The organism is Kitasatospora sp. NPDC057904 (assembly GCF_042887925.1).
Taxonomy (GTDB): Bacteria; Actinomycetota; Actinomycetes; order Streptomycetales; family Streptomycetaceae; genus Kitasatospora.
Genome location: NZ_JBHVOL010000004.1, coordinates 446,396 through 465,747 on the forward strand (window position 1 = coordinate 446,396; position 19,352 = coordinate 465,747).

Here is a 19,352-nt window from a genome sequence, read left to right on the forward strand (position 1 = left end):
TCTGCCGGGGGCTCCCTTCGCGCGTCAGCCGGCGGCGAGCGCCTGGAGGCGGTCGTAGGCGCCGTTGAAGAGGTCCTGGTCGCCGGGGAAGGTGCCGGAGGAGGCGTACTGCCAGATGGTCTGGTAGCCCCAGCCGTTCGGCAGGGTGCCGGGCGAACTGGAGTAGCGGGCTATCCAGAGCGGGTTGGTGGCGCCGAAGTCACCGTTGTTTCCGGTGCACTGGGACCACCAGTTGGTCGTGGTGTAGATCGTCGGGTAGCGGCCGGTGCGGGCGAGGACGGTGTCGCTGAAGGAGTGGATCCAGGCGACCATGGCGCCCTGGCTCAGCCCGTAGCAGGTCGCGCCGTACGGGTTGTACTCGATGTCGAGCGCGGGCGGCAGCGTGACGCCGTCGGCGGACCAGCCACCGCCGTGGTCCACCAGGAAGTCGGCCTGGGTGGCGCCGGAGGAGCGGTCCGGCAGCGCGAAGTGGTAGGCGCCGCGGATCAGCCCGGCGTCGTAGGAGCCGTTGTACTGCTGCGCGAAGGACGGGTTCCGGTACGTGGTGCCCTCGGTCGCCTTGACGTAGGCGAAGGTGGCGCCGTTGGCGGCGGCCGTGGCCCAGTCGACGCTGCCCTGCCAGCCGGAGACGTCCATCCCGGCGGTCTGGGTGACGGCGAGCGAGCGGATCGCGGCCGGGTCGGCGTCGCCGCCCTCGTGCGCGGCGACCGTGGAGCCGGCGAAGTCGAGCTCGGGGTGGTCGCCGCGGGCGGCGGGTGCGGCGGCGGGCGCGGGAGCGTCCGCGTACGCCGGGGCGGCGGCGCCCGCGACGAGCGCGACGGTCGCGGCCAGCGCGGCGAGCGTGGTGCGGCGGCGGGTCGCGGTGGATCTGGTGGTGCGGGCGGAGCGGGAAGTGCTGGACATGAACACTCCTCTGGTCCGGTGCGTGGCGGCCCAATGGGGCCGGTGTGGCGGGGAGTTGGCCCGGCCGGGGAGCAGAGTAGCCATGCACCCGCCAGGAAGACCAGACGCCGGGGCCACATCCTGAACCGCCGCCCCGTGTGGCGGGGTGACACCGCGCGCCCCGGTCGTCCGCCCGTTGCCCGTGCGCCTCCCGTTTGTCGTCCGCGGTTCGCCCCGGGCCTGCCGCTCAGGGGTCTCCACGGCTGTGACACGATGCCCGCAAGGCCGCCCCACCTGGGCCGATCGCGACAGACCAGAGCAAGCGGAAGGACCGCCCCCATGACCGAGACCGCTCACCCGCCCGTCTTCCGTCCGGCGACCGCCGCCGACGTGCCCGCACTCGTCGCCCTCGTCGAGTCCGCCTACCGCGGCGACTCCAGCCGCACCGGCTGGACCACCGAGGCCGATCTCCTGGACGGGCAGCGCACCGACGCCGACGCCGTCGCCGAGGCGGTCGGCGACCCCGACGGCGTCGTCCTGGTCGCCGAGCGGGACGGCGAACTCCTCGCCTGCTGCCAGCTGGAACGCCACGCCGGCCACGCCTACTTCGGCATGTTCTCGGTGCGCCCCGGCCTCCAGGGCGGCGGCCTCGGCCGGTCCGTGCTGGCCGAGGCGGAGCGGCTCGCGGGGGAGGAGTGGGGCGTCACGGTGCTGGAGATGAAGGTGATCGAGCAGCGCGCCGACCTCATCGCCTGGTACGAGCGCCGCGGCTACCGCCGGACCGGCGTCTACACGCCGTTCCCGTACGGCGACGAGCGCTTCGGCATCCCGCGCCGCGAGGACCTGCGCTTCGAGACGCTGACGAAGGAGATCTGACCCTTTCCACGACGGGAGCGGTCGCGGTCCCGACGCCCCCGGACGTTGCCCACGAGGCACGGCCGGGGGCGTCTTCTCGTGTCCGGATCCATGATCCCTGGAGGGCGGTCCCGAGCTGATGTGCCGTCAAAGTCGCTGACCAGCACCGATGCGGAGATGTCATACCTCGTTCATGATTGGTCTAGGCCAATGTGAGACCCTGGGCTCGAACGGCCGACGTTCCGTCCCACTCCCAGGGGGCCAATTCCGCATGCCCGTACTCCATGGCACCGCCATGCCCGCACCCGACACCGGCCCGCGCCGGACACCCGATCCGGGCCGGCCCGACGACCCCGACCGCCCTGATGACCACCGACTGCCCGCCCCGCCCGGCGACGACGAGCTCTACTGGTACTTCGGCCCGCAACGCCGCTGGGTGCCGCTGTGCGCGACGCTCTCCTACGCCGGAGCCACCGCCACCCTCGGTCTGTTCGCCCTGAGCCGGCCGCTGCTCTGGCCCTTCCTGCTCCTCACCGTCCTCAACGCGGCCACCTGGCTGCTCTCGCTCACCGACGGCCAGCGCGCCCGCCGCTACACGCGCGACTCGCACGACCTGCTGATCCGCGCCTGGCGGCCCGCCCGGCACCCCGGCGTCGACCTGCTGCTGCCCACCGCCGGAGAGCCGCTGGCCGTCCTCGACAACGCCTACCGGCACACCGCCGCCGTCCACTGGCCCGGCGAACTCACCGTCCTCGTCCTCGACGACGCCGCCCGCCCCGAGGTGCGCGAACTCGCCGAGTCCTACGGCTTCCGCTACCGCGCCCGGCCCGACCGCGGCCGATTCAAGAAGGCCGGCAACCTCAACCACGGCCTCGCCGAGGGCGACGGCGAGATCATCGCCGTCCTCGACGCCGACTTCTGCCCGCGCCCCGACTTCCTGCACCACCTGGTGCCCTACCTCGACACCCCCGAGGTCGGCATCGTGCAGAGCCCGCAGTGCTTCGACACGGACGCCGACATGTCCTGGCTCGAACGCGCCGCCGGAGCCACCCAGGAGATCTTCTACCGCTGGATCCAGCCCTCCCGGGACGCGCAGGACGGCACCGTCTGCTGCGGCACCAACGCCCTCTACCGCCGCGCCGCGCTGATGCGCGTCGGCGGCTTCGCCGAGACCGACCACAGCGAGGACCTCTACACCGGCCTCTCGCTCGCCCGCGCCGGGTGGACCACCCGGTACGTGCCGGCCCTGGTCGCCAAGGGCATGTCGCCCACCGGCCTGCCCGCCTTCATCAGCCAGCAGTACCGCTGGTGCCTCGGCTCCCTGGCCCTCGTCCGCGACCCGGACTTCCGCCGGGGACCGCTGCCCCGCTCCGCCCGGCTCTGCTTCTGGAACGGCATCCTCGGCTACGTGACGAGCGCGGTGAACGTCTTCGCCGTTCCGCTGCCCGCCCTGATCATGCTGTTCTTCGCCCCGGACGACATCCGGCCCTGGCAGGTCCTGCCCTTCCTGCCGCCGATCTGGGTCGCCCTCGTCCTGCTGCCCGCGATGTCCCGCACCCGCTGGCGCTTCGAGGTCACCCGCGTCCAACTCCTCGGCGGGCTCTGCCACGTGGTCGCCATCGCGCACGCGCTGCGCCGCCGCAGCGCCGACTGGGTGCCCACCGGCGCCGTGTCGCGCGGCGGCTCGCTCGCCCGGACCGTCGCCCGGATCGGCGTCGGCTGGCTCGGGCTCGTCGTCCTCGCGGGCGCCGCCGGACTCGGCCGCGCCGTCGCCGAACACGGCTGGCGGCCGTACTGGGCGCTCACCGCGCTCCTCGCGCTCACCGCGTACACGATCGTCCCGCTCATCAGGGCCCTGTGTCCCCTGCTGCGCGGCGGCAACGGAGCCGCCGTCGCCGACGTCGCCCCGCCCGCGCGGCGCCGCACCGACCCGGGCTTCGGCCGGGCCGAGGCCGTCGCCGTCACCGCCGTGCTGCTGCTCTGCGGCCTGCTGGCGTCCGGCTGGGCCGACCCGCTGGTCTTCTGACCCGCGCCCCCCTTACGAGTCCTACGAGCTCTTCCCTTCCTTGCGCGTCGCCCCACCGGCGCGGACCCGCCGCCCGGCCGCCCCATCGGCCAGGCGGCCCCCGATCCCCGCTGCCTGCCCAGCAAGGAGCCCCGCCGTGCCGACGGCCGTACCACCGGCGAGCGCCGAACCGCCGACCTCATCCGACTCCGACACCGCCTCCGACTCTGCGTCCCTGCTCCCCGGCGTCGTCCGGGTCGAGCGGCCCGTCGTTCCCGCAGCCGTTCCCGTTCCCGCAGCCGTTCCCGTTCCCGATGCCGGCGCGCCGCGCAAGCGTGCCGCCTTCCGTCCCGACGTCGAGGGCCTGCGCGGCGTCGCCGTCCTGTCCGTCCTCGCCTACCACGCCGCCGTGCCCGGCCTCACCGGCGGCTACGTCGGCGTCGACGTCTTCTTCGTCATCTCCGGATTCCTCATCACCGGCCTGCTGACCGGCAGTTCGTCCGGCGGTTCGTCCGGCGGTTCGTCCGGCCGTCCGCCCGGCCTCGTCGACTTCCTCGCCCGCCGCGCCCGCCGCATCCTGCCCGCCGCCGCCGTCGTGCTCGTCGCCACCGCCGTCGCGGGCGGCGTCCTGCTCGACCCGCTGCGCGGCACCGACCTCGCCCGTGACCTGATCGCCGCCGCCGGGCAGTACGCCAACTGGCGGTTCGTCGGGCAGCAGACCGATTACCTCGCCGCCGGGCGCGATCCGAGCCCGCTCCAGCACTTCTGGTCGCTCGGCGTCGAGAACCAGTTCTACCTCTTGTGGGGGGTCCTGCTGCTCGGCCTCGCCCGCCACCTCCACGGCCGCCGCCGCACCGCCGCCACCCTCCTCGTGACGGCGGGCGTCGGTGCCGCCTCGCTGGTGCTGTGCATCCAGTGGACGCAGACGTCGGCGCCGCTCGCGTACTTCTCCACCGCCGGCCGGCTCTGGGAGTTCACGGCGGGGGCGCTGGCGGCGCTGCTCGGCGGGGTGCTCGGCCGCGGTGGGTGGGCACGGCGGATCGTCGGGTGGGGCGGCCTCGCGGCCGTCGTCGCGCCGGTCCTCCTGTACGACCACACCACGCCCTTCCCCGGCACCGCCGCACTCCTGCCCGTCCTCGGCACCGCCGCCGTCCTCCTCGCCGGCCCGGGCGGTGCGCCGGACGCCGGACGGCTCCTCGGCACCCGCCCGCTGCGCGCCGCCGGGCGCCTCTCGTACGCGTGGTACCTGTGGCACTGGCCGGTGCTGACCATCGCCCAGGCCCGGTACGGCACGCTGTCCTGGCCCGTCCAGCTCGCCCTCGTCGCGGCCGCCGCCCTACCCGCCTGGCTCACCCTGCGGCTCGTCGAACAGCCCCTGCGGTACGGCAGCAGCCCGGCCCCGCGCCGAGGCCTCGCCGTCGGCGCCAGCGCGCTCGTCATCCCGCTGATCGCCGGCCTCACCCTCGGCGGCGGCACCGTCCGCGCCCTCGGCACCGCCGACACGCCGGCCGTCGCCCCGGCCGGCGCCGTCGACGGGCCCGGCCTCCTCGCCCCCGGCACGCGCGTCACCGGGCTCACGCCGTCGCTCGCGCGAGCCCGGGCCGACTTCCCGCCCGGCAAGGGCTGCGAGATCCCGCTCAACGCCGACACCAGCCCGCGCTGCCTGTTCGGCGACGAGAACAGCCCCGACCGCGTCGTCCTGCTCGGCGACTCGCACGCCGGACAGTGGATCTCGGCCGGCATCGCCATCGCCGAACAACGGCACTGGGCCCTGGAGGTCCTCGTCAAACCCGGCTGCCCGCTGGCCACCCTCACGGTGCGCAACGACGTCCTCGGCCGGACGTTCGACGAGTGCGACCGCTGGCGCGAGAACACCCTCACCCGGCTCGCCACCGGACCCAGGCCACGCCTGATCCTCATGGCCGGCCTCAACCGCTACGGCAGCCAGGACGAACGCGCCCGAGGCTGGACCCGCACCCTCGACCGCCTCGCCGCCACCGGTGCGCCCCTCGCCTACCTCGGCGACACCCCGATGGCGGGCAAGGACGTCCCCACCTGCCTCGCCGCCTCCGACGGCCGCTCCGACGCCTGCTTCTTCCCCCGGGCGACCGCCTTCGAGCCCGACCCGATGCTCGACGGCGGCCTGGCGGCGCGGTACGGCGTCCGCGTGGTGGACGTCGGCCCGCTGCTCTGCCCGGGCAGCGGCCCCGACTGCCCGGCGGTCCTTGAGGGCGTGGTCCTGTACCGCGACACCGGCCACATCACCGACACGCTGGCGCGCGTGCTGGCACCGCGGCTGGACAGGGCACTGCTGGGCCCGGCCTGACGGCCGGGGCGCGACGTGCGTCGAGGGGTGAGCCGGCCCCGCCCGGGCATGGCGCAGGCGGGGCCGGCCCGGGGGCGATCGTCGCCGAACGGGACCGCCGGGTGCACCACCGGCCGACCGGACGGACCGTCGAGTCCCCACCTGGGAATGCGGCCGCGAGACGGGCCAAGCCCCGCATCACCTCGTGGCTTCGGGCCTCTCCGCCGCACACCACCGACCCCCCCTCGAACCGGCCGGCTAGCCGTAGATGCTTCGGCAGAGGCGGGCCTGTTCCGAGTCGGCGGACCAGCGGCCGATGCGTTCGGCCTGGTCGCAGAGGGAGCCCTGGCCCAGGGTCGGGGGTTTCCCCGGCGGGCCGGCCCGTCCGGCGGAGGACGCCGCCGGGGCGGAGGTCGGGTGGGGCGTCGTGTGCGGGGCGCGGCTCGACTTCGGGTGCGGGCCCGAGGCGTGTTCCGTCGCCGTCGGCTCCTCCTCCGCCATGGGTGCGACGCTGCCCGCGTTCGCCGACTCGCCGCCCGCGGGGGTCGGCGCGGGCAGCGGGGACGGCGCCGGTGTCACCGGGCGCGGCGGGACCGGCAGCAGGTGCGGCGCCGCCGGGACGGACGGGGACGGCGAGGCCGCCTGCGGCACGGCCACCACGGACACCTCGTCGCCCGCCCCCGGCCCGCACATCGCCAGCACGGCCGCCATCAGCGCCACCGTCCCCAGCGCCGCGGCCGCCCACGTCCTCCGCGAGCGCTTCGGGGCGGGCGCCGCCGGTGGTGGCACGTCGGGCGGTGGCGGGGGGACGGACGTGTAGGCGGGCCCGGTCGGCGGCGGGGCGGGAACCGGCGGTGGCTGCCAGGCCTGCTGCGGCCACTGCCACTGCCCGCCGCTGGGCTGCCCTGTCATGTCGATGTCCTCCTGCGTCCGGTACCCCCCGGTTCGTGGTGTGCTTCGTGCTCAACGAGCCACCGGGCCCAACGGGCGCGCCGAAACCCGGACATGACCCGGAAGAGGGTTCCGGACGGGCGCGGATTGCCATCGCGCCACATATTGGGGGCATGGAGACCAACAGCACGTCCGGCCACCTGGTCGATGTCGCGGAGTTCCGCACCGACAGCCGCTACCGGCTGGTCCACTTCGAGGGCCACGGCTGGGAGCCGCTGGCCCCCGAGGAGTTCGAGCCCCGGATCCACCAGCTGTTCCCCGACGTCGACCCCCACGACCCCGCGCGCGTCCACTGGGCCGACCGCCCGTGGGAGTGGCCCGCCTGGCACGCGGGGGAGGCCTGACCGCGTCCGGTGCCCCCGCGCCCGTGCCCTCCCGCCCGGCATGATCCGGCGGCGCTAGGCTGTTCGGGTGAGCGACCACTTCTGGCGGCGCCTGCCCGGGCAGGCCGTGGACACCAGCTCGCCGACCGAACTCGGCGCGCTCGTCCCCTCCCGGTACGACGCGGGCTTCGCCGAGCTGACGGCCGCCGGGCTCGCCCTGGCCGTACGGCGCACCGCGCGGCTGATGGCGCTCGCGCTCACCGAGAACGGCCTGCACCCCGACCCGGCGGCCCGCCTGCCCCTCCACGGCGGCGCACCGCGCCCGGCGGGGGAGCCCGACGTGCTCGTGCTGCGCCCCGAACAGGTCGCCGCCGCCTCGGTGTTCCTGCGGGGCTCGGCCCTCGGCGAGCTGGTCCGCCAGCAGGACCCGGTGCTCGCGCGGACCGTCGTCGCGCTCGGCTTCGCGACCCCGTGGTCCGAGACCCTCGCCGCCGAGGTCGTCGCCGACCTGCGGGAGCTGCGGGACTTCTTCGCGGACGCGGCGGCGGCCGGCGATGCGGTGATCATGCGGGGGGCGTTGTGAACGGGCCGTCCGGCACGGCGGGTTACGGCGCCGAGGCGCAGGCGCTGGCCGTCCAGTACGAGAGCGTCACCTTCGCCGAGGTGCACCGCGAGATGCTCCACCTCTTCCCCGCGCCGCCCGCCGCCGTCCTCGACGTCGGCGCCGGCACCGGGCGCGACGCGGCGGCCCTCGCCGCCCTCGGCCACTCGGTGGTCGCCGCCGAACCGACACCCGAACTCCGGTACATCGGCGAGGAGTTGCACCGGGACTCCGGCGTCAGATGGACCTCCGACGCCCTCCCGGGGCTGCCCTCGCTCGGCGGGGAGCGCTTCGGCCTCGTCCTCCTGACGGCCGTCTGGATGCACCTCGCCCCCGCCGAACGCCCGCCCGCGATGGCCTCGCTGGCCCGCCTGGTCGCCCCCGGCGGCCGGATGATCCTCTCGCTGCGCCACGGCCCGGTACCGCCCGGCCGTCGGATGTTCGACGTACCTCCGGAGGAGACGGTCGCCCAGGCCACCACCAACGGCCTGCACCCCATCCACCGCATCACCCGCGCCGATCTGCACGGTCGCCCGGGGGTGGGGTGGACGATCCTGGCCTTCGAAGCGGCGGGCTGACGCCTCGACACCCCGGAGTTCCGACGCCCCGAAACCCTGACGCCCGTACCACGCCTACCCGCGGTGCATCCGGTGCCTCCGGGCGCCGTGTTCCCGGTCGGTGCGGGCGTCAGCGGAGAATTCCCGACGGGCCGCCCCCCAGCTCCGCTCGGGCCGATTCCACGAATGCGTGCCGGCAATCGCGCTTGGCGGGCCGTTCGGGCGACACGCTGTTCCGCAGGTGTTCGTGGAGGGCCGTGGTGTACTCGTGTGCGGCCTGACTCGCCGTGTGCGAGCAGACCAGCTCGATGGCCTTCTTGGTCAGCCACAGGTCGTGCAGCTTCTGGTCCTCGGGGTCCTCCGAAGCCGGCAGGCCGAGGCTCCGGCGATCCAGCACCAACTCGACCTGCTGCGCCGCGGCGAGGAAGCCCAGGATCGCCTCCTTGCGTTCGGCCCGCTCCGCGTCCGTGCGGTGTTGTCGGTCCCGTCGCGCTTCGGCGCGTGTCGCCAGGTGCTGCCCCACGAGCGTCCCGGTGGTCCCCAGGAGGACACCGATCAGGGCGAGGACCGTGCTGCTGGTAGCTCCATTCACGATGTACAGCTTGGCGATCGGCTGTCAGGCCCGCTGGCACTTCGTGAAGAACGGCCGCCGGGGCGACCTCGCGAGGCTCTGCGTAGGAAGTCGGCGGGTCCGACTTCCTACGCAGACTTCCTACGCAGGGGCGGTTTCGTCGTAGTCGTTCCAGCCCGACGATCGCGCAAGCTGCTCCCATGCCGGCCAGGTCCGTCCCGTCGCCTGGCGCACGAGCTCGCCGGCCAGCGTGAAGGGCGGCGCCTTGTGCGGTTTCTCCAGCGCCTGGCCGACGATGCGGTCGTGGAGGACCGCCGCCGCGCGCAGCCGGGGCAGTGCCCGGTGGACGCGGTCCGCGTAGCCGTCCGGAAGGGCGGCCGGCCCGCCGCCCAGGTCGAAGCCCGCCCCGAGCGCGACCAGCGCGATCTCCGGCCGCTTCCGCAGGGCGACCTCACGGTCCAGGTGCAGCGCGACCGCGTCCCACACGACGTCCGTCCGGTCCGGCGGCACGCCCTGCTCCGCCAGGAAGCGGACGGCCAGGTCGGCGCCGTCCAGCTCGAACCGCTGGTCGCCGTCGCCCTCGTCGCTGAGCCCGCAGTCGTGCAGGACGCAGCCCAGGAAGAGGACTTCGTCGTCGTAGTCGCGGTCCGGCCGCAGGCCGCGCCGCTCGCCGAGGAGACGTCCGTAGAGGTAGGTGCGCAGGCTGTGGTTGAAGATCGCCGCCGGGAGCAGGGTCTTCGCGCGGCGTAGTGCGGCGTGCGCGAGATCCGTCGGAGGCAGGCCCAGTTCGCTGTATTCGGCGCTCACGGGGCGACCGTACCCGGTTGTCCGGCTGTGGGTGCTCTACTCGGCGGCTCCGGGGTCGGCTCCGGGGTCGGCTCCGAAGCCGTCGGCCACCAGGCGGGTGGCCCAGGTGCGGAGGGCGGCCCGGACGGGTGGGTGGGCGAGGCCGGTGGCGGCGGCCAACTCGTCGGCGGACGTGGTGTCGTAGCGGTCCTCGGAGAGGAAGGTGAGGGTCTCGGGGTCCGCGCCGGTGAGGGCCCGGGGGAGGGCGCGGACCACGGGGACGGGGATGAGGCCGCGCGGTGGGCGGACGCCGAGGTGGGCGGCGAGGAGGGCGATGAGGTCCGGGAGGGCCGGGGTCTCGGGGTCGAGGACGGTGTGGGCCGGCGCGGGCGCCCGGTCGTGGGCGGGGACGGCGGCGAGGAAGCGGGCCAGGTGGTCGACCGTGACCACCGGGACGAAGGTCCGCCGTGTCCCGGGGAGCAGGGGGAGGCGGCCGCGGTGGAGCTGCCGGACGAGGTGGGCGAGCCCGAGGTACTGCCCGGCCTCGCCGGTGGCCGAGTGCCCGATGACGCTGCTCGGGTTGACGGTCGTGACGGGGATGCCCAGCCGGTCGGCCGTGACGCGCACTGCTGCGTCGCCGAGTTGCTTCGAGGCTTCGTAGGCGCCGAGCCGGGAGTAGAGGGCGGCGGTCTCGCGGGGCGTGAGCGGGTACCGGGGCCGGGGGTCGCGACCGACGCGGTAGCCGGAGAGGTGGACGTGGCGGCGCAGGTGGGGGCGGGTCGCGGACCACCGGAGCGCGTGCAGGGCACCGTCGACGTTGGCGGGCTGGGCCTCGGCGCGGGTGAGGCCGAACTCGTAGCGGGCGGCGAGGTTGTGGACGTCGCGGATCGCGGCGAGGCGGGCGTCGTCCTCGGGGGAGAGGCCGAGGCCGGGGTCCGTGAGGTCGGCGGCGACGGTGGTGAGGGGGGTGTCGACGGTGCCGTGGGCGCGCAGCCACGAGCGGAGGGCGGTGTCGCGCGGGCTGCCGGTGCCGCCGCGGACGGCGACGGCGACGGGTTCGCCGCGGGTGAGGAGTTCGAGGACCAGCCAGCGCCCGATGAAGCCGGTGGCGCCGAGGACGAAGGTGGTGGGGAGTGGCACGGCGGGACGTCCATTCTCTGTAGACCGGTCTGTATATTTTTTGGGCATGCGGGAGCACGGGAGCTCCTGAGCGGCGAGGCCCGCGGAATCAGCCCTTGGCGCCGATGAGGTGCAGCACGGCGTGCTGGGCGTGGTCGAGCGGCTCCCGGCTGCGCCGGACCGACGCGAGCAGCACCGCGCCCTCCATCAGGGCGAGCGCCTGCCCGGCGGCGGTCCAGGCCTCGGCGGGTCCGAACCGACCGGCCTCCAGCCGCTCGGCGAGGACCCGCTGCCAGCTCTCGTACACCGCCGAACAGACCGCGCGCAGCGGCTCGTTGGTGCCCGCGACCTCCAGTGCGACGGTGGCGATCGGGCAGCCCTTGGTGAAGTCGGAGCGTTCCAGGCGGTCGGCGAAGACCTCGGTCAGCCGCCGGGTGAGCGCGCCGGCGTCGACGCCCTCGGCGGCGAGCGACCTGAGCAGGTCCTCGACCTCCCGCCCGGCCTGGACGAGGGCGGCGGCGACCAACTGGTCCTTGCCCTCGGGGAAGTGGAAGTACAGCGAACCGCGCGGCGCGCCGCTCTCGGCGACGATCTGGTTGACGCCGCTGCCGAAGTACCCCTGCGCCTCGATCAGCGCCCGCGCGCCGGCGATCAGCCGGGCGCGGGTTTCCTCACCCTTGGCTCCCATGGGGAAGAGAATAGACCGGTCTATATATTTTGCCAACGGGAGGGCGTCGGGTCGCGCGGCTCACACCCCGTACCCGGCCGGAAAGCCGGTCCAGCGAAGGTCCTCGGGCAGGTGGCCGAGGTCGTTGACCAGCAGCGGCGAGGGCGGCCGCCCGGGGGCGTACCGGATGACGGTCAGCGAGGCATGGGCATGGTTGAGCCCGAGCCAACGCCACGGCGGCGCATCGAGGGCGTGGCGCACGAGCCAGGCGATGAGGAAGTTGTGCGTGACGACGAGCTCGTGCCGCTCCTCGTCCCCGGGCACGGGCCCGGTGAACGTTGCCACGGCCTGCCGCGCCAGCTCGGGCCCCGACTCCTGGGGCTCGGAACGCGCGAGGAAGCGGAGGAAGAGGTCGGCACTCTCGGCGGGCAACTCCGCCCGCCCGGGGACGTAGGGAACGTAGTCGCCCGCCGCGTCGCAGGCCCGGGCGGTGGCCGCGGGCAGGTGCTCGGCGATCAGCCCGGCCGTCTGCGCGGCGCGGGCCAGCGGTCCATGGTGCACGGCAGAGATCGGCCGCCCCGCCAACCGCCGCCCGAGCAGCGCAGCCTGACGCTGCCCGACCTCCGAGAGCCCGCTCTCGTCCGGCAGCGCCTCCCCGTGCCGGACGAGGTAGAGGTAACGGGCAGCGTTTCCAGCCATGCAGGGCCTCCTGGGCACAGTGATCAACTCCCCCGAACCGACGTCCCACCCCACCCACCCGGTTCCGCACGAGGCGGAGGCGACCCACCAGGCCGCCGCGCGCATCCCCTCACGCAGGAGTCGGGCAGGCCGACTTCCTCTGCAAGGCGCCCCCTGGGCGTTCATCCGCTGGTCGTGCGCCGGGGAAGTCGGAGGGGTCGACTTCCCAGGCACCGTCCTTACGGCCTCCGGGCTGCTGCGAGCGTGTAGGAAGTCGCCTCACCCGACTCCTTGCGCGGGTGTGGCGTTGGGCCAGGGGCGTGCACAGGAAGTCGAGCGGGCCGACTTCTGGTGTTGGACGGTGGCGTGTTCCGCGCGTGGGAAGTCGCACGCGCCGCCCCTGCGCGGTGTCCTTCCGGCTTCTGGGATGCGGCGGGTGCGGGACCGTGGCCCCCGATTCCTTGCGCGGCTGTGGCGTTGGCTCGGAGGTGTGCGCAGGAAGTCGGGCGGGTCGACTTCTGATGTTGGGTGCGGGGGCGACCTTCCACGCGGGGTGCTTGCGGGGGCCGGGGGCCGGGGGCCGGGTGCCGGGAGCGAATGACCGGCTGCGTGGGAAGTCGGGTGGGGCGACTTCTCGGGTGGTGTCAGGCCTGGTGGGCGGTGTTCAGGAGGGTGAGGTCGTCGGGGGTCAGGTGCAGGGTGCCGGCGGCGATGTTCTCGGTGAGGTGGGTGAGGTCGCCGGTGCCGGGGATGGCCAGGACGTTGGGGGCGCGGTGGAGGGTCCAGGCCAAGCGGACCTGGGCGGTGCTCGCGCCGTGGGCCCTCGCCACGGCCTCCACCTGCGGCGGCTCGCCGGTGCTCGCGCCGGCACCATGTTCGCGGCCGGCGCCGGCGATGGCGTAGAAGGGGACGAAGGCGATGCCCTGCTCGGTGCAGAGGCGCAGCACCTCGTCCTGCGCGGGGGCGGCGCCGATGCCGTACGGGTTCTGGACGCACACGACGGGGGCGATCTCCCGGGCCTCGGCCAGGTGGTGCGGGCGGATGTTGGAGAGGCCGAGGTGGCGGATGAGTCCGGCCCGGCGCAACTCGGCGAGGGCGCCGAAGCGTTCGGCGATGGAGTCGGCGCCGAGGACGCGCAGGTTCACCAGGTCGAGGTGGTCGCGGCCGAGCTGGCGGAGGTTCTCCTCCACCTGGGCGCGCAGGGCCTCGGGGGTGCGGGCGTGTTCGGCCCACGTGCCGTCGAGGGCGCGGGCGGGGCCGACCTTGGTGGCGATCACGAGGTCGTCGGGGTAGGGCGCGAGGGCGCGGTTGATGAGCTCGTTGGCGGAGCGCAGCGGGGAGAAGTAGAAGGCAGCGGTGTCGATGTGGTTGACGCCGAGTTCGACGGCGCGGCGCAGGACGGCGACGGCCTGGTCGCGGTCGCGCGGGACGGCGTGCGGGGTGAGGGCGGGGCCGGTCTGGGGGAGGCGCATGGCGCCGAAGCCGATCCGGTGGACGGCGCGGTCGCCGAGGGTCCAGGTGCCGGCGGCGGAGGCGTGCACGGTGGTCACCGAGGTGTCGGGCGTCATGTGGGGAGTCATGGTCGACATGATCGAATCCGGGCTAGCCTGATCGCCAATGATTCGGGAATGTGCGAATCCAATGGACGGGTACGGGAGGACGCACATGGCCGTGGAGACGGAACTGTCGTTCACGGTGGGGGATCTGGCGAGCATGCGCTTCGCCGTCTCGCCGATGTGGGAGCTCGGGCCGAGCCTTCGCCTGCTCGCGTCCGGCCGGGCCCACCCGGTGCACCGTCCGTGGGTCGAGCAGGTGCGGCCCCGGCTCGCCGCCGTCGGGCCGTTGCGCGGCTGGCTCACCGAGATCGTGCCGCCCGCGGGGTACGTGCCGGACTTCGTCAACCCCGCCCCGGCCGGCCCGGCGCCCACGCTCGCGGAGGAACTGGCCGCGATCCGGGCCACGCCGGCCGAGCGGGTACGGCGCGACCTCGACCGGTTGCGGGAGTACGGCGGCGGCCGCGGCCCCCGGCTGCGCGCCCTGTACGCCGACCCGCCGGCCGGCCTCGCGCGGCTCACGGAGGCGTTCGAGGCGTACTGGAAGGTCGCGCTCGCGCCGTACTGGGCGCGCGTCCGCGCCGCGCTGGACGCGGACGTCCTGCACCGCGCCCGGCAGGTGGCCGAACACGGTGCGGCGCGGGTGCTCAACGACCTGCACGCCGAGGTCCGCTGGTCGCGGGACACGCTCCGGCTGGAGCGCCGCCCGAAGCCGCTGGACCGCCGGACGTCCGGGGCGGGCCTCCTGCTGATCCCCTCGGCCTTCACCGGACCGGGCCCGCTGATGCGGGTCGCGCCGCCGGACCCGCCGCAGCTCGCGTACCCGGCGCGCGGCATCGGCAGCTTGTGGGCCGCCCGGCCCGCCGCGCCGAACGCGGCCCTCGCCGCCGTCCTCGGCCGTTCCCGCGCGCTCCTGCTCGTCGAACTGGACGCCCCGGCGTCGACCACCGACCTCGCCCGGCGTACGGGCCTGTCGCCCGCGGCCGTCTCGCAGTACCTGACGGCCCTCCGCGACGCCCACCTGGTGAGCGCCCACCGCGCGGGCCGCTCGGTGCTGTACGCCCGCACGGCCTCGGCGGAGGCGGTCCTGGCGCCACTGACGTGAGGCGGAGGTGGTCGGGTGGGTGGCGAAGCGGTGTCCGGGTGGGCGGCGCGAGGCCCGGGCGAGGCCGTGGTGGCTGCGTGGCCGAAGGTCGGCGCCGAGTCGTGGGTGCCGCATCCCGATGTGGTTCCCGGGCGACGTCGGGGGTGAGTCGTGCCCGACCCGTCCGGTCCGGCGAACCGAGGGGCTCGACGCCAGGGGTGGAAAGCGGGTGGAATGCCTGCGAAAAACCTACGAAAAGCCCAATCGTCACGGCAGGTTCCCCGTTTCTTCGGGGCGCATTCGCCGGCCGCGCGTAGCGTGCTGTACATGACACCACGTCGGCAAGCCGCCGCCCGCCGTCGACGGACCGGCCTCGTCGCCGCGCTGGTCGCGGCGGCCCTGGGGCTCGGGACCGTCGCCCTGACCGCCCCGGCTGCGCCGGCCGTGCCGACGAGCAGCACGGGAAGCACGAGCAGCCCCGGCGACGTCGTCGTCGATGAGAGCTTCGCCGGCCCCGGCCTCCCCGCCGGGTGGAACCCCGTCGAGGGCGACTGGCGCGTCGAGAACGGCCGTCTGGTCGGCAGCTCCGCCGACGGGGCGCGGCAGAGCCGGATCACCTTCGGCCGCCACCTGGACGACTTCCGGCTGGAGGCCACCGCCCGCTTCGAGACCGTCCAGGACGCCACCCGCTGGACGGCCCTCGGCCTGGACGTCCCCGCCGCCGGTACGACGCCGTGGTCGATCGCCACCGTCCGCTCCGGCAGCACGGCCGGCAACGGGCTGGAGTTCGCCCGGCGCACCACCGGTGACACGTGGAACGTCACCGACACCGCCGCCGCACCGTCCGCCGCCACCACCGGCCGGGACGTGCGGATCGCCGTCGAGGTGCACGGCACCAGCGCCCGCTGGATCTTCGAGGGCCACGAGGCGCTGCGCACCACCCGGCTGGCCCGCAGTGCGGACGGCGGCCAGGCGCTGCTGGTGAACGGCGCGCGGGTGTCGTTCGCGGCGGTGAAGGTGACGGCGCTCGCGCCGAACGCGTGGATCCGTCCGGCCGGGACGCCGGTGACGGTGTTCGCGCACCGCGGCGGGTCGTCCGCGGCGCCGGAGAACACGCTCGTCTCGGACGAGGTCGCCCGCCGGGCCGGCGCCCAGTGGATCGAGAACGACGTCCAGCCGAGCAGGGACGGCGTCCCGTACGTCCTGCACGACGACACCGTGGACCGCACGACGAACGGCACCGGCCGCGTCCGCGACCTGACGGCCGCCCAGCTGGACGCGCTCGACGCCGGCTCCTGGTTCGCCCCGGCCTACGCGGGCACCCGGCTGCCGACGCTCGCCGCCCAGCTGGAGGACCTGCGCACCCGTGGCGGCAACCTGCTCCTGGAGATCAAGGGGCCGCACACCCGCGACGAGGTCGCCCGGATCGTGAAGGAGGTCCGCGACCACGGCATGACGGGCCGGGTCTTCGTGCAGAGCTTCCAGGTGGACGCCCTGCGCTACGCCCGCGAGCTCGCGCCCGACCTGCCCCTCGGCCTGCTGCGCTCCGAGCTCGACCCCGATCCCGTCGCCACCGCGCGCGACCTCGGGCTCACCGCCTACAACCCGTCGGACGACGCCCTCGCCGCGCGCCCCGGAGTGGTCAAGGACTTGCACGCCGCCGGCGTCGCCGTGAACGTCTGGACGGTCGACGCGCCGGCCCGCTGGAAGGCGCTGGAGGAGGCCGGGGTGGACGGCATCATCACCAACCGCCCGGCGGAGCTGGCCGGTTGGAACGCGGCCTGGCGAAGTTGACCAGCAGGTAGGCGTGATCGGTTACAAGAACGACGTGAATGTGTAGCAGAACGCATTTCTACTACCAGTTCAGATCTTCTGATTGACAGTCGTAAATGCGCTTTGCATACGGTGATCTCCGTGAAGGCTGACATGGGGCGTCGGTACCGGCTGTACCCCACCGCGGGGCAGGAGGAGGTCCTGACCCGGTGGGGGCACACCTGCCGTGCCCTGTGGAACGTGGCCCTGGAACAGCGCCGCTACCTTTGGCGGCAGCGCAGGATCACCCTGATGGGATCCGCACAGTGCCGTGAACTCGCCATCGCCCGTTCCGAGCTGGACTGGATGGCAGATCTGCCGTCCGAGTGCGGTCAGCGGGTGCTGGCGAACCTGGACGCGGCCTACCTGAACTTCTGGAACCCCGACCATCCGGCTGGATTCCCCGCGCGGAAGAAGCGCGGGCATCGGATGGGCATTCCGTTCAAGGGCCGGTACATCGAGGTTCGCAAGCTCAGCCGACATTGGGCCGAGGTCAGGCTCCCGAAGCTCGGATGGGTCCGCTTCCGGCTCTCCCGCGCCGTGGGCGGCACGATTCGCAATGCCACCGTGTCGCGGGACGGGACTGGATGGCACGTCTCCTTCGGCGTTCACACAGGCCGGATCCCTGACGCGTCGAACGGCAGGCCAGGATGTGGGGTGGACTTCGGGGTCGCGGCTTCGGCGTTCGTCTCCACCGAGACCGAGCCCCGCCTCATGCCACCCACCCTCAACAAGGCCGAACAGGCCCGTCTCACACACCTGGAGCGAAAGAAGGCCCGCCAGCTCACCCACGCCAAGAGGCACAATGGAGGCCGGTACTCCAACCGGCTGCGCCGCACCATGGCCCAGATCGCCAGGCTCAAGACCCGGCAGGCCAATCGCCGACTGGACTTCACGCACAAGCTCACCACCGACCTTGCCCAAAACCACGGCTTCGTCGGTATCGAGGACCTGCGCGTGAAGAACATGACCAAGAGCGCCAAGGGCACTCTGGACGCCCCCGGGAAGAACGTCGCCCGAAAGTCCGGCCTGAACCGGTCGATTTTGGACAACGCGCCCGGCGAACGCAGACGGCAACTGGAGTACAAGTGCCGGCTGTACGGCTCCCGGCTGATTCCTGTTCCGGCGTTCCACACCTCCCAGACCTGCGGCAACCCCGCATGTGGGAAGGTCGATCCCACCAGTCGCCCCGGCTGCGGCCGACTGTTCCGCTGCGTGCATTGCGGCTGGGAGGACGACGCCGACCACAACGCCTCGGTCGAGATCGAGGCCCGAGCCCGCCGGACGGGCGGCTCGGTCACCAACAGCACGCGCAGCGCCAAACCGGCGCGAGTCCCGGCCCCACGCCGGAGGCGGACGCGTGAAGCCCTACCGGCCACCCAAAGGTAGCCGAAGGGAATCGCCCCCTCCCGGGGGCGAGGATCGTCCCAACTACGGCCGCTACTACGGCGAGGCGATCGAGGACATCGCGGCCTTCCTCGCGGGCGACCCGATCCGCCGGCTCGGCTGAGCCCTCCACGGGATCGGGCCCGGTCCGCCGCATACTGGGCGCGTGACCAGCCAGGACGACATGCGGACGGCGGGCCGGCGCGGGGTGCTGCGGGCGGGCGCGGCGGCGCTGCTGCTCGGCGCCGCCGGGTGCGGGAGCGGGAGCAGGCAACCGGTGGCGGCGCCGAGTTCGACGACCGCGAGCCCCGTCTCTGCGGCGAGCCCGAGCCCGAGCCCGACTCCGACGGCGAGCCCGAGCCCCAGCCCCAGCCAGACCCCCCTCCCCAACCCGCCGCTCTGGCAGCCCGGCCCGTCCGAGGTGCAGCCCGACGTCAAGCGCCGCGCCGTCGAGCTGGTCGCCGCGCTCGGGGCGTGGCCGCCCGGCGGGCAGGGGGCGGAGGCGGCGCGGGCCCGGGTGGCGGCGCTCGGGCTGCCGCCGGCCCTCGCGGACGCGGCCGGGCCGCTCGCCCCCGCCGCGCCGGAGGCGAGCCTGGAGGTGATCGACGCCCAGCACGGCGGGATCCTGACCGGCTCGGCGAGCGTGCTCGTCGTCTGCCGCCAGTGGACCCGGCAGCCGGACGGCTCGGCCGCCGGGGGCGGCGTCACGGTGGACGTCCGCCTGAGCCGTGCCGAGCCGCGCTGGACCGTCACCGACCTGCACCCGGGCGTGCCGGGCCCGCCCGCCGAGCCGCCGCCCGCGGCGCTGGCGAAGGTGCTGGCGCAGCCGCGGATCGAGCTGCCGCCGGAGGCGCTCGCCGATCTGCGCAGCGGGAGCGTCCACGACAGCGTGATGAACGCGATGCTGGGCCTGGCCGGCACCTACGCGCTGTCGGTGAGCGTCGTGCGCACCGGCCACCCGCTGGACGTCTTCGGCACGACCCGGCCCAGCGACCATCCGCTGGGCCGGGCCTTCGACGTCTGGCGGATCGACGGGCACCCGGTGGTGGACCCGGCGACGCCGCGGCAGCTGATCGAGTCCTTCATGCGGGCCGCGGCCGCCGCCGGTTCGTACAACGTGGGCGGGCCGATCGCGATCCCGGGGGCCGGCAACCAGTTCTTCACCGACGACACCCACCACGACCACGTCCACGTCGGGTTCACCGCCTGAGCGGCGG

Annotated in this window: 18 protein-coding genes; 10 read left to right on the top strand and 8 right to left on the bottom strand. The window is 74.4% G+C overall.

Going from position 1 to position 19,352, the window contains the following annotated elements; translation table 11 throughout:
* Nucleotides 1-24 precede the first annotated feature (24 nt).
* The gene (locus ACFVSN_RS13700) at nucleotides 25-903 is read right to left on the bottom strand and encodes a lysozyme (protein ID WP_380502648.1); all 879 of its coding nucleotides are present in this window, start codon (nucleotides 901-903) and stop codon (nucleotides 25-27) included.
* 318 nt (nucleotides 904-1,221) lie between these two features.
* Between ACFVSN_RS13700 and ACFVSN_RS13705 the strand changes: the two genes are divergently transcribed.
* From ACFVSN_RS13705 to ACFVSN_RS13715, 3 genes are all read left to right on the top strand, one after another.
* Nucleotides 1,222-1,758 (top strand): GNAT family N-acetyltransferase, encoded by a 537-nt coding sequence (locus ACFVSN_RS13705; RefSeq protein ID WP_380444107.1) that lies wholly within the window; start codon nucleotides 1,222-1,224, stop codon nucleotides 1,756-1,758.
* Between the two features lie 250 nt (nucleotides 1,759-2,008).
* A complete protein-coding gene (locus ACFVSN_RS13710) occupies nucleotides 2,009-3,763 on the top strand; it encodes a glycosyltransferase family 2 protein (RefSeq protein ID WP_380502645.1) in 1,755 nt (584 codons plus the stop codon).
* 136 nt (nucleotides 3,764-3,899) lie between these two features.
* The gene (locus ACFVSN_RS13715) at nucleotides 3,900-6,068 is read left to right on the top strand and encodes an acyltransferase family protein (protein ID WP_387955116.1); all 2,169 of its coding nucleotides are present in this window, start codon (nucleotides 3,900-3,902) and stop codon (nucleotides 6,066-6,068) included.
* A 237-nt stretch (nucleotides 6,069-6,305) separates the two neighbouring features.
* Here the strand turns inward: ACFVSN_RS13715 and ACFVSN_RS13720 are convergent, their stop codons facing one another.
* Complete coding sequence (locus ACFVSN_RS13720; protein ID WP_387955118.1) at nucleotides 6,306-6,959, bottom strand: hypothetical protein; 654 nt, start codon at nucleotides 6,957-6,959, stop codon at nucleotides 6,306-6,308.
* A gap of 152 nt (nucleotides 6,960-7,111) precedes the next feature.
* Here ACFVSN_RS13720 and ACFVSN_RS13725 point away from each other — a divergent pair, with 152 nt between their 5' ends.
* From ACFVSN_RS13725 to ACFVSN_RS13735, 3 genes are all read left to right on the top strand, one after another.
* Nucleotides 7,112-7,342: a hypothetical protein gene (locus ACFVSN_RS13725; RefSeq protein ID WP_380444115.1), complete on the top strand. Its 231-nt coding sequence runs from the start codon at nucleotides 7,112-7,114 to the stop codon at nucleotides 7,340-7,342.
* Nucleotides 7,343-7,409: 67 nt separating this feature from the next.
* Nucleotides 7,410-7,904: a hypothetical protein gene (locus ACFVSN_RS13730; protein WP_380444117.1), complete on the top strand. Its 495-nt coding sequence runs from the start codon at nucleotides 7,410-7,412 to the stop codon at nucleotides 7,902-7,904.
* Nucleotides 7,901-8,500, top strand: a complete 600-nt coding sequence (locus ACFVSN_RS13735; RefSeq protein ID WP_387955120.1) for a class I SAM-dependent methyltransferase — start codon at nucleotides 7,901-7,903, stop codon at nucleotides 8,498-8,500. The genes ACFVSN_RS13730 and ACFVSN_RS13735 overlap by 4 nt, the downstream gene beginning before the upstream one ends.
* A 109-nt stretch (nucleotides 8,501-8,609) precedes the next feature.
* Here ACFVSN_RS13735 and ACFVSN_RS13740 read toward each other — a convergent pair whose 3' ends face one another.
* The 6 genes from ACFVSN_RS13740 to ACFVSN_RS13765 all read right to left on the bottom strand — a co-directional run bounded on the left by ACFVSN_RS13740 (nucleotide 8,610) and on the right by ACFVSN_RS13765 (nucleotide 13,889).
* Nucleotides 8,610-9,071, bottom strand: coding sequence for a hypothetical protein (locus tag ACFVSN_RS13740; RefSeq protein ID WP_387955122.1), 462 nt, complete (start codon nucleotides 9,069-9,071; stop codon nucleotides 8,610-8,612).
* Between the two features lie 120 nt (nucleotides 9,072-9,191).
* Nucleotides 9,192-9,857 (bottom strand): HD domain-containing protein, encoded by a 666-nt coding sequence (locus ACFVSN_RS13745; RefSeq protein ID WP_387955124.1) that lies wholly within the window; start codon nucleotides 9,855-9,857, stop codon nucleotides 9,192-9,194.
* Between the two features lie 36 nt (nucleotides 9,858-9,893).
* Entirely contained in the window at nucleotides 9,894-10,976 is a 1,083-nt protein-coding gene (locus ACFVSN_RS13750; RefSeq protein WP_387955126.1) for an SDR family oxidoreductase, read from the bottom strand.
* Nucleotides 10,977-11,064: 88 nt separating this feature from the next.
* Nucleotides 11,065-11,643, bottom strand: coding sequence for a TetR/AcrR family transcriptional regulator (locus ACFVSN_RS13755; RefSeq protein WP_387955128.1), 579 nt, complete (start codon nucleotides 11,641-11,643; stop codon nucleotides 11,065-11,067).
* Nucleotides 11,644-11,703: 60 nt separating this feature from the next.
* Complete coding sequence (locus ACFVSN_RS13760) at nucleotides 11,704-12,321, bottom strand: histidine phosphatase family protein (RefSeq protein ID WP_387955130.1); 618 nt, start codon at nucleotides 12,319-12,321, stop codon at nucleotides 11,704-11,706.
* A 623-nt stretch (nucleotides 12,322-12,944) separates the two neighbouring features.
* Entirely contained in the window at nucleotides 12,945-13,889 is a 945-nt protein-coding gene (locus ACFVSN_RS13765) for an oxidoreductase (protein ID WP_387955132.1), read from the bottom strand.
* Nucleotides 13,890-13,965: 76 nt separating this feature from the next.
* Between ACFVSN_RS13765 and ACFVSN_RS13770 the strand changes: the two genes are divergently transcribed.
* From ACFVSN_RS13770 to ACFVSN_RS13785, 4 genes are all read left to right on the top strand, one after another.
* Nucleotides 13,966-14,958 (top strand): DUF5937 family protein, encoded by a 993-nt coding sequence (locus tag ACFVSN_RS13770; protein ID WP_387955134.1) that lies wholly within the window; start codon nucleotides 13,966-13,968, stop codon nucleotides 14,956-14,958.
* Nucleotides 14,959-15,264: 306 nt separating this feature from the next.
* A complete protein-coding gene (locus ACFVSN_RS13775; protein ID WP_387955136.1) occupies nucleotides 15,265-16,731 on the top strand; it encodes a glycerophosphodiester phosphodiesterase in 1,467 nt (488 codons plus the stop codon).
* A gap of 120 nt (nucleotides 16,732-16,851) precedes the next feature.
* Entirely contained in the window at nucleotides 16,852-18,138 is a 1,287-nt protein-coding gene (locus tag ACFVSN_RS13780; RefSeq protein WP_387955138.1) for an RNA-guided endonuclease InsQ/TnpB family protein, read from the top strand.
* A gap of 163 nt (nucleotides 18,139-18,301) precedes the next feature.
* Nucleotides 18,302-19,345, top strand: coding sequence for a hypothetical protein (locus tag ACFVSN_RS13785; RefSeq protein WP_387955140.1), 1,044 nt, complete (start codon nucleotides 18,302-18,304; stop codon nucleotides 19,343-19,345).
* Nucleotides 19,346-19,352 lie beyond the last annotated feature (7 nt).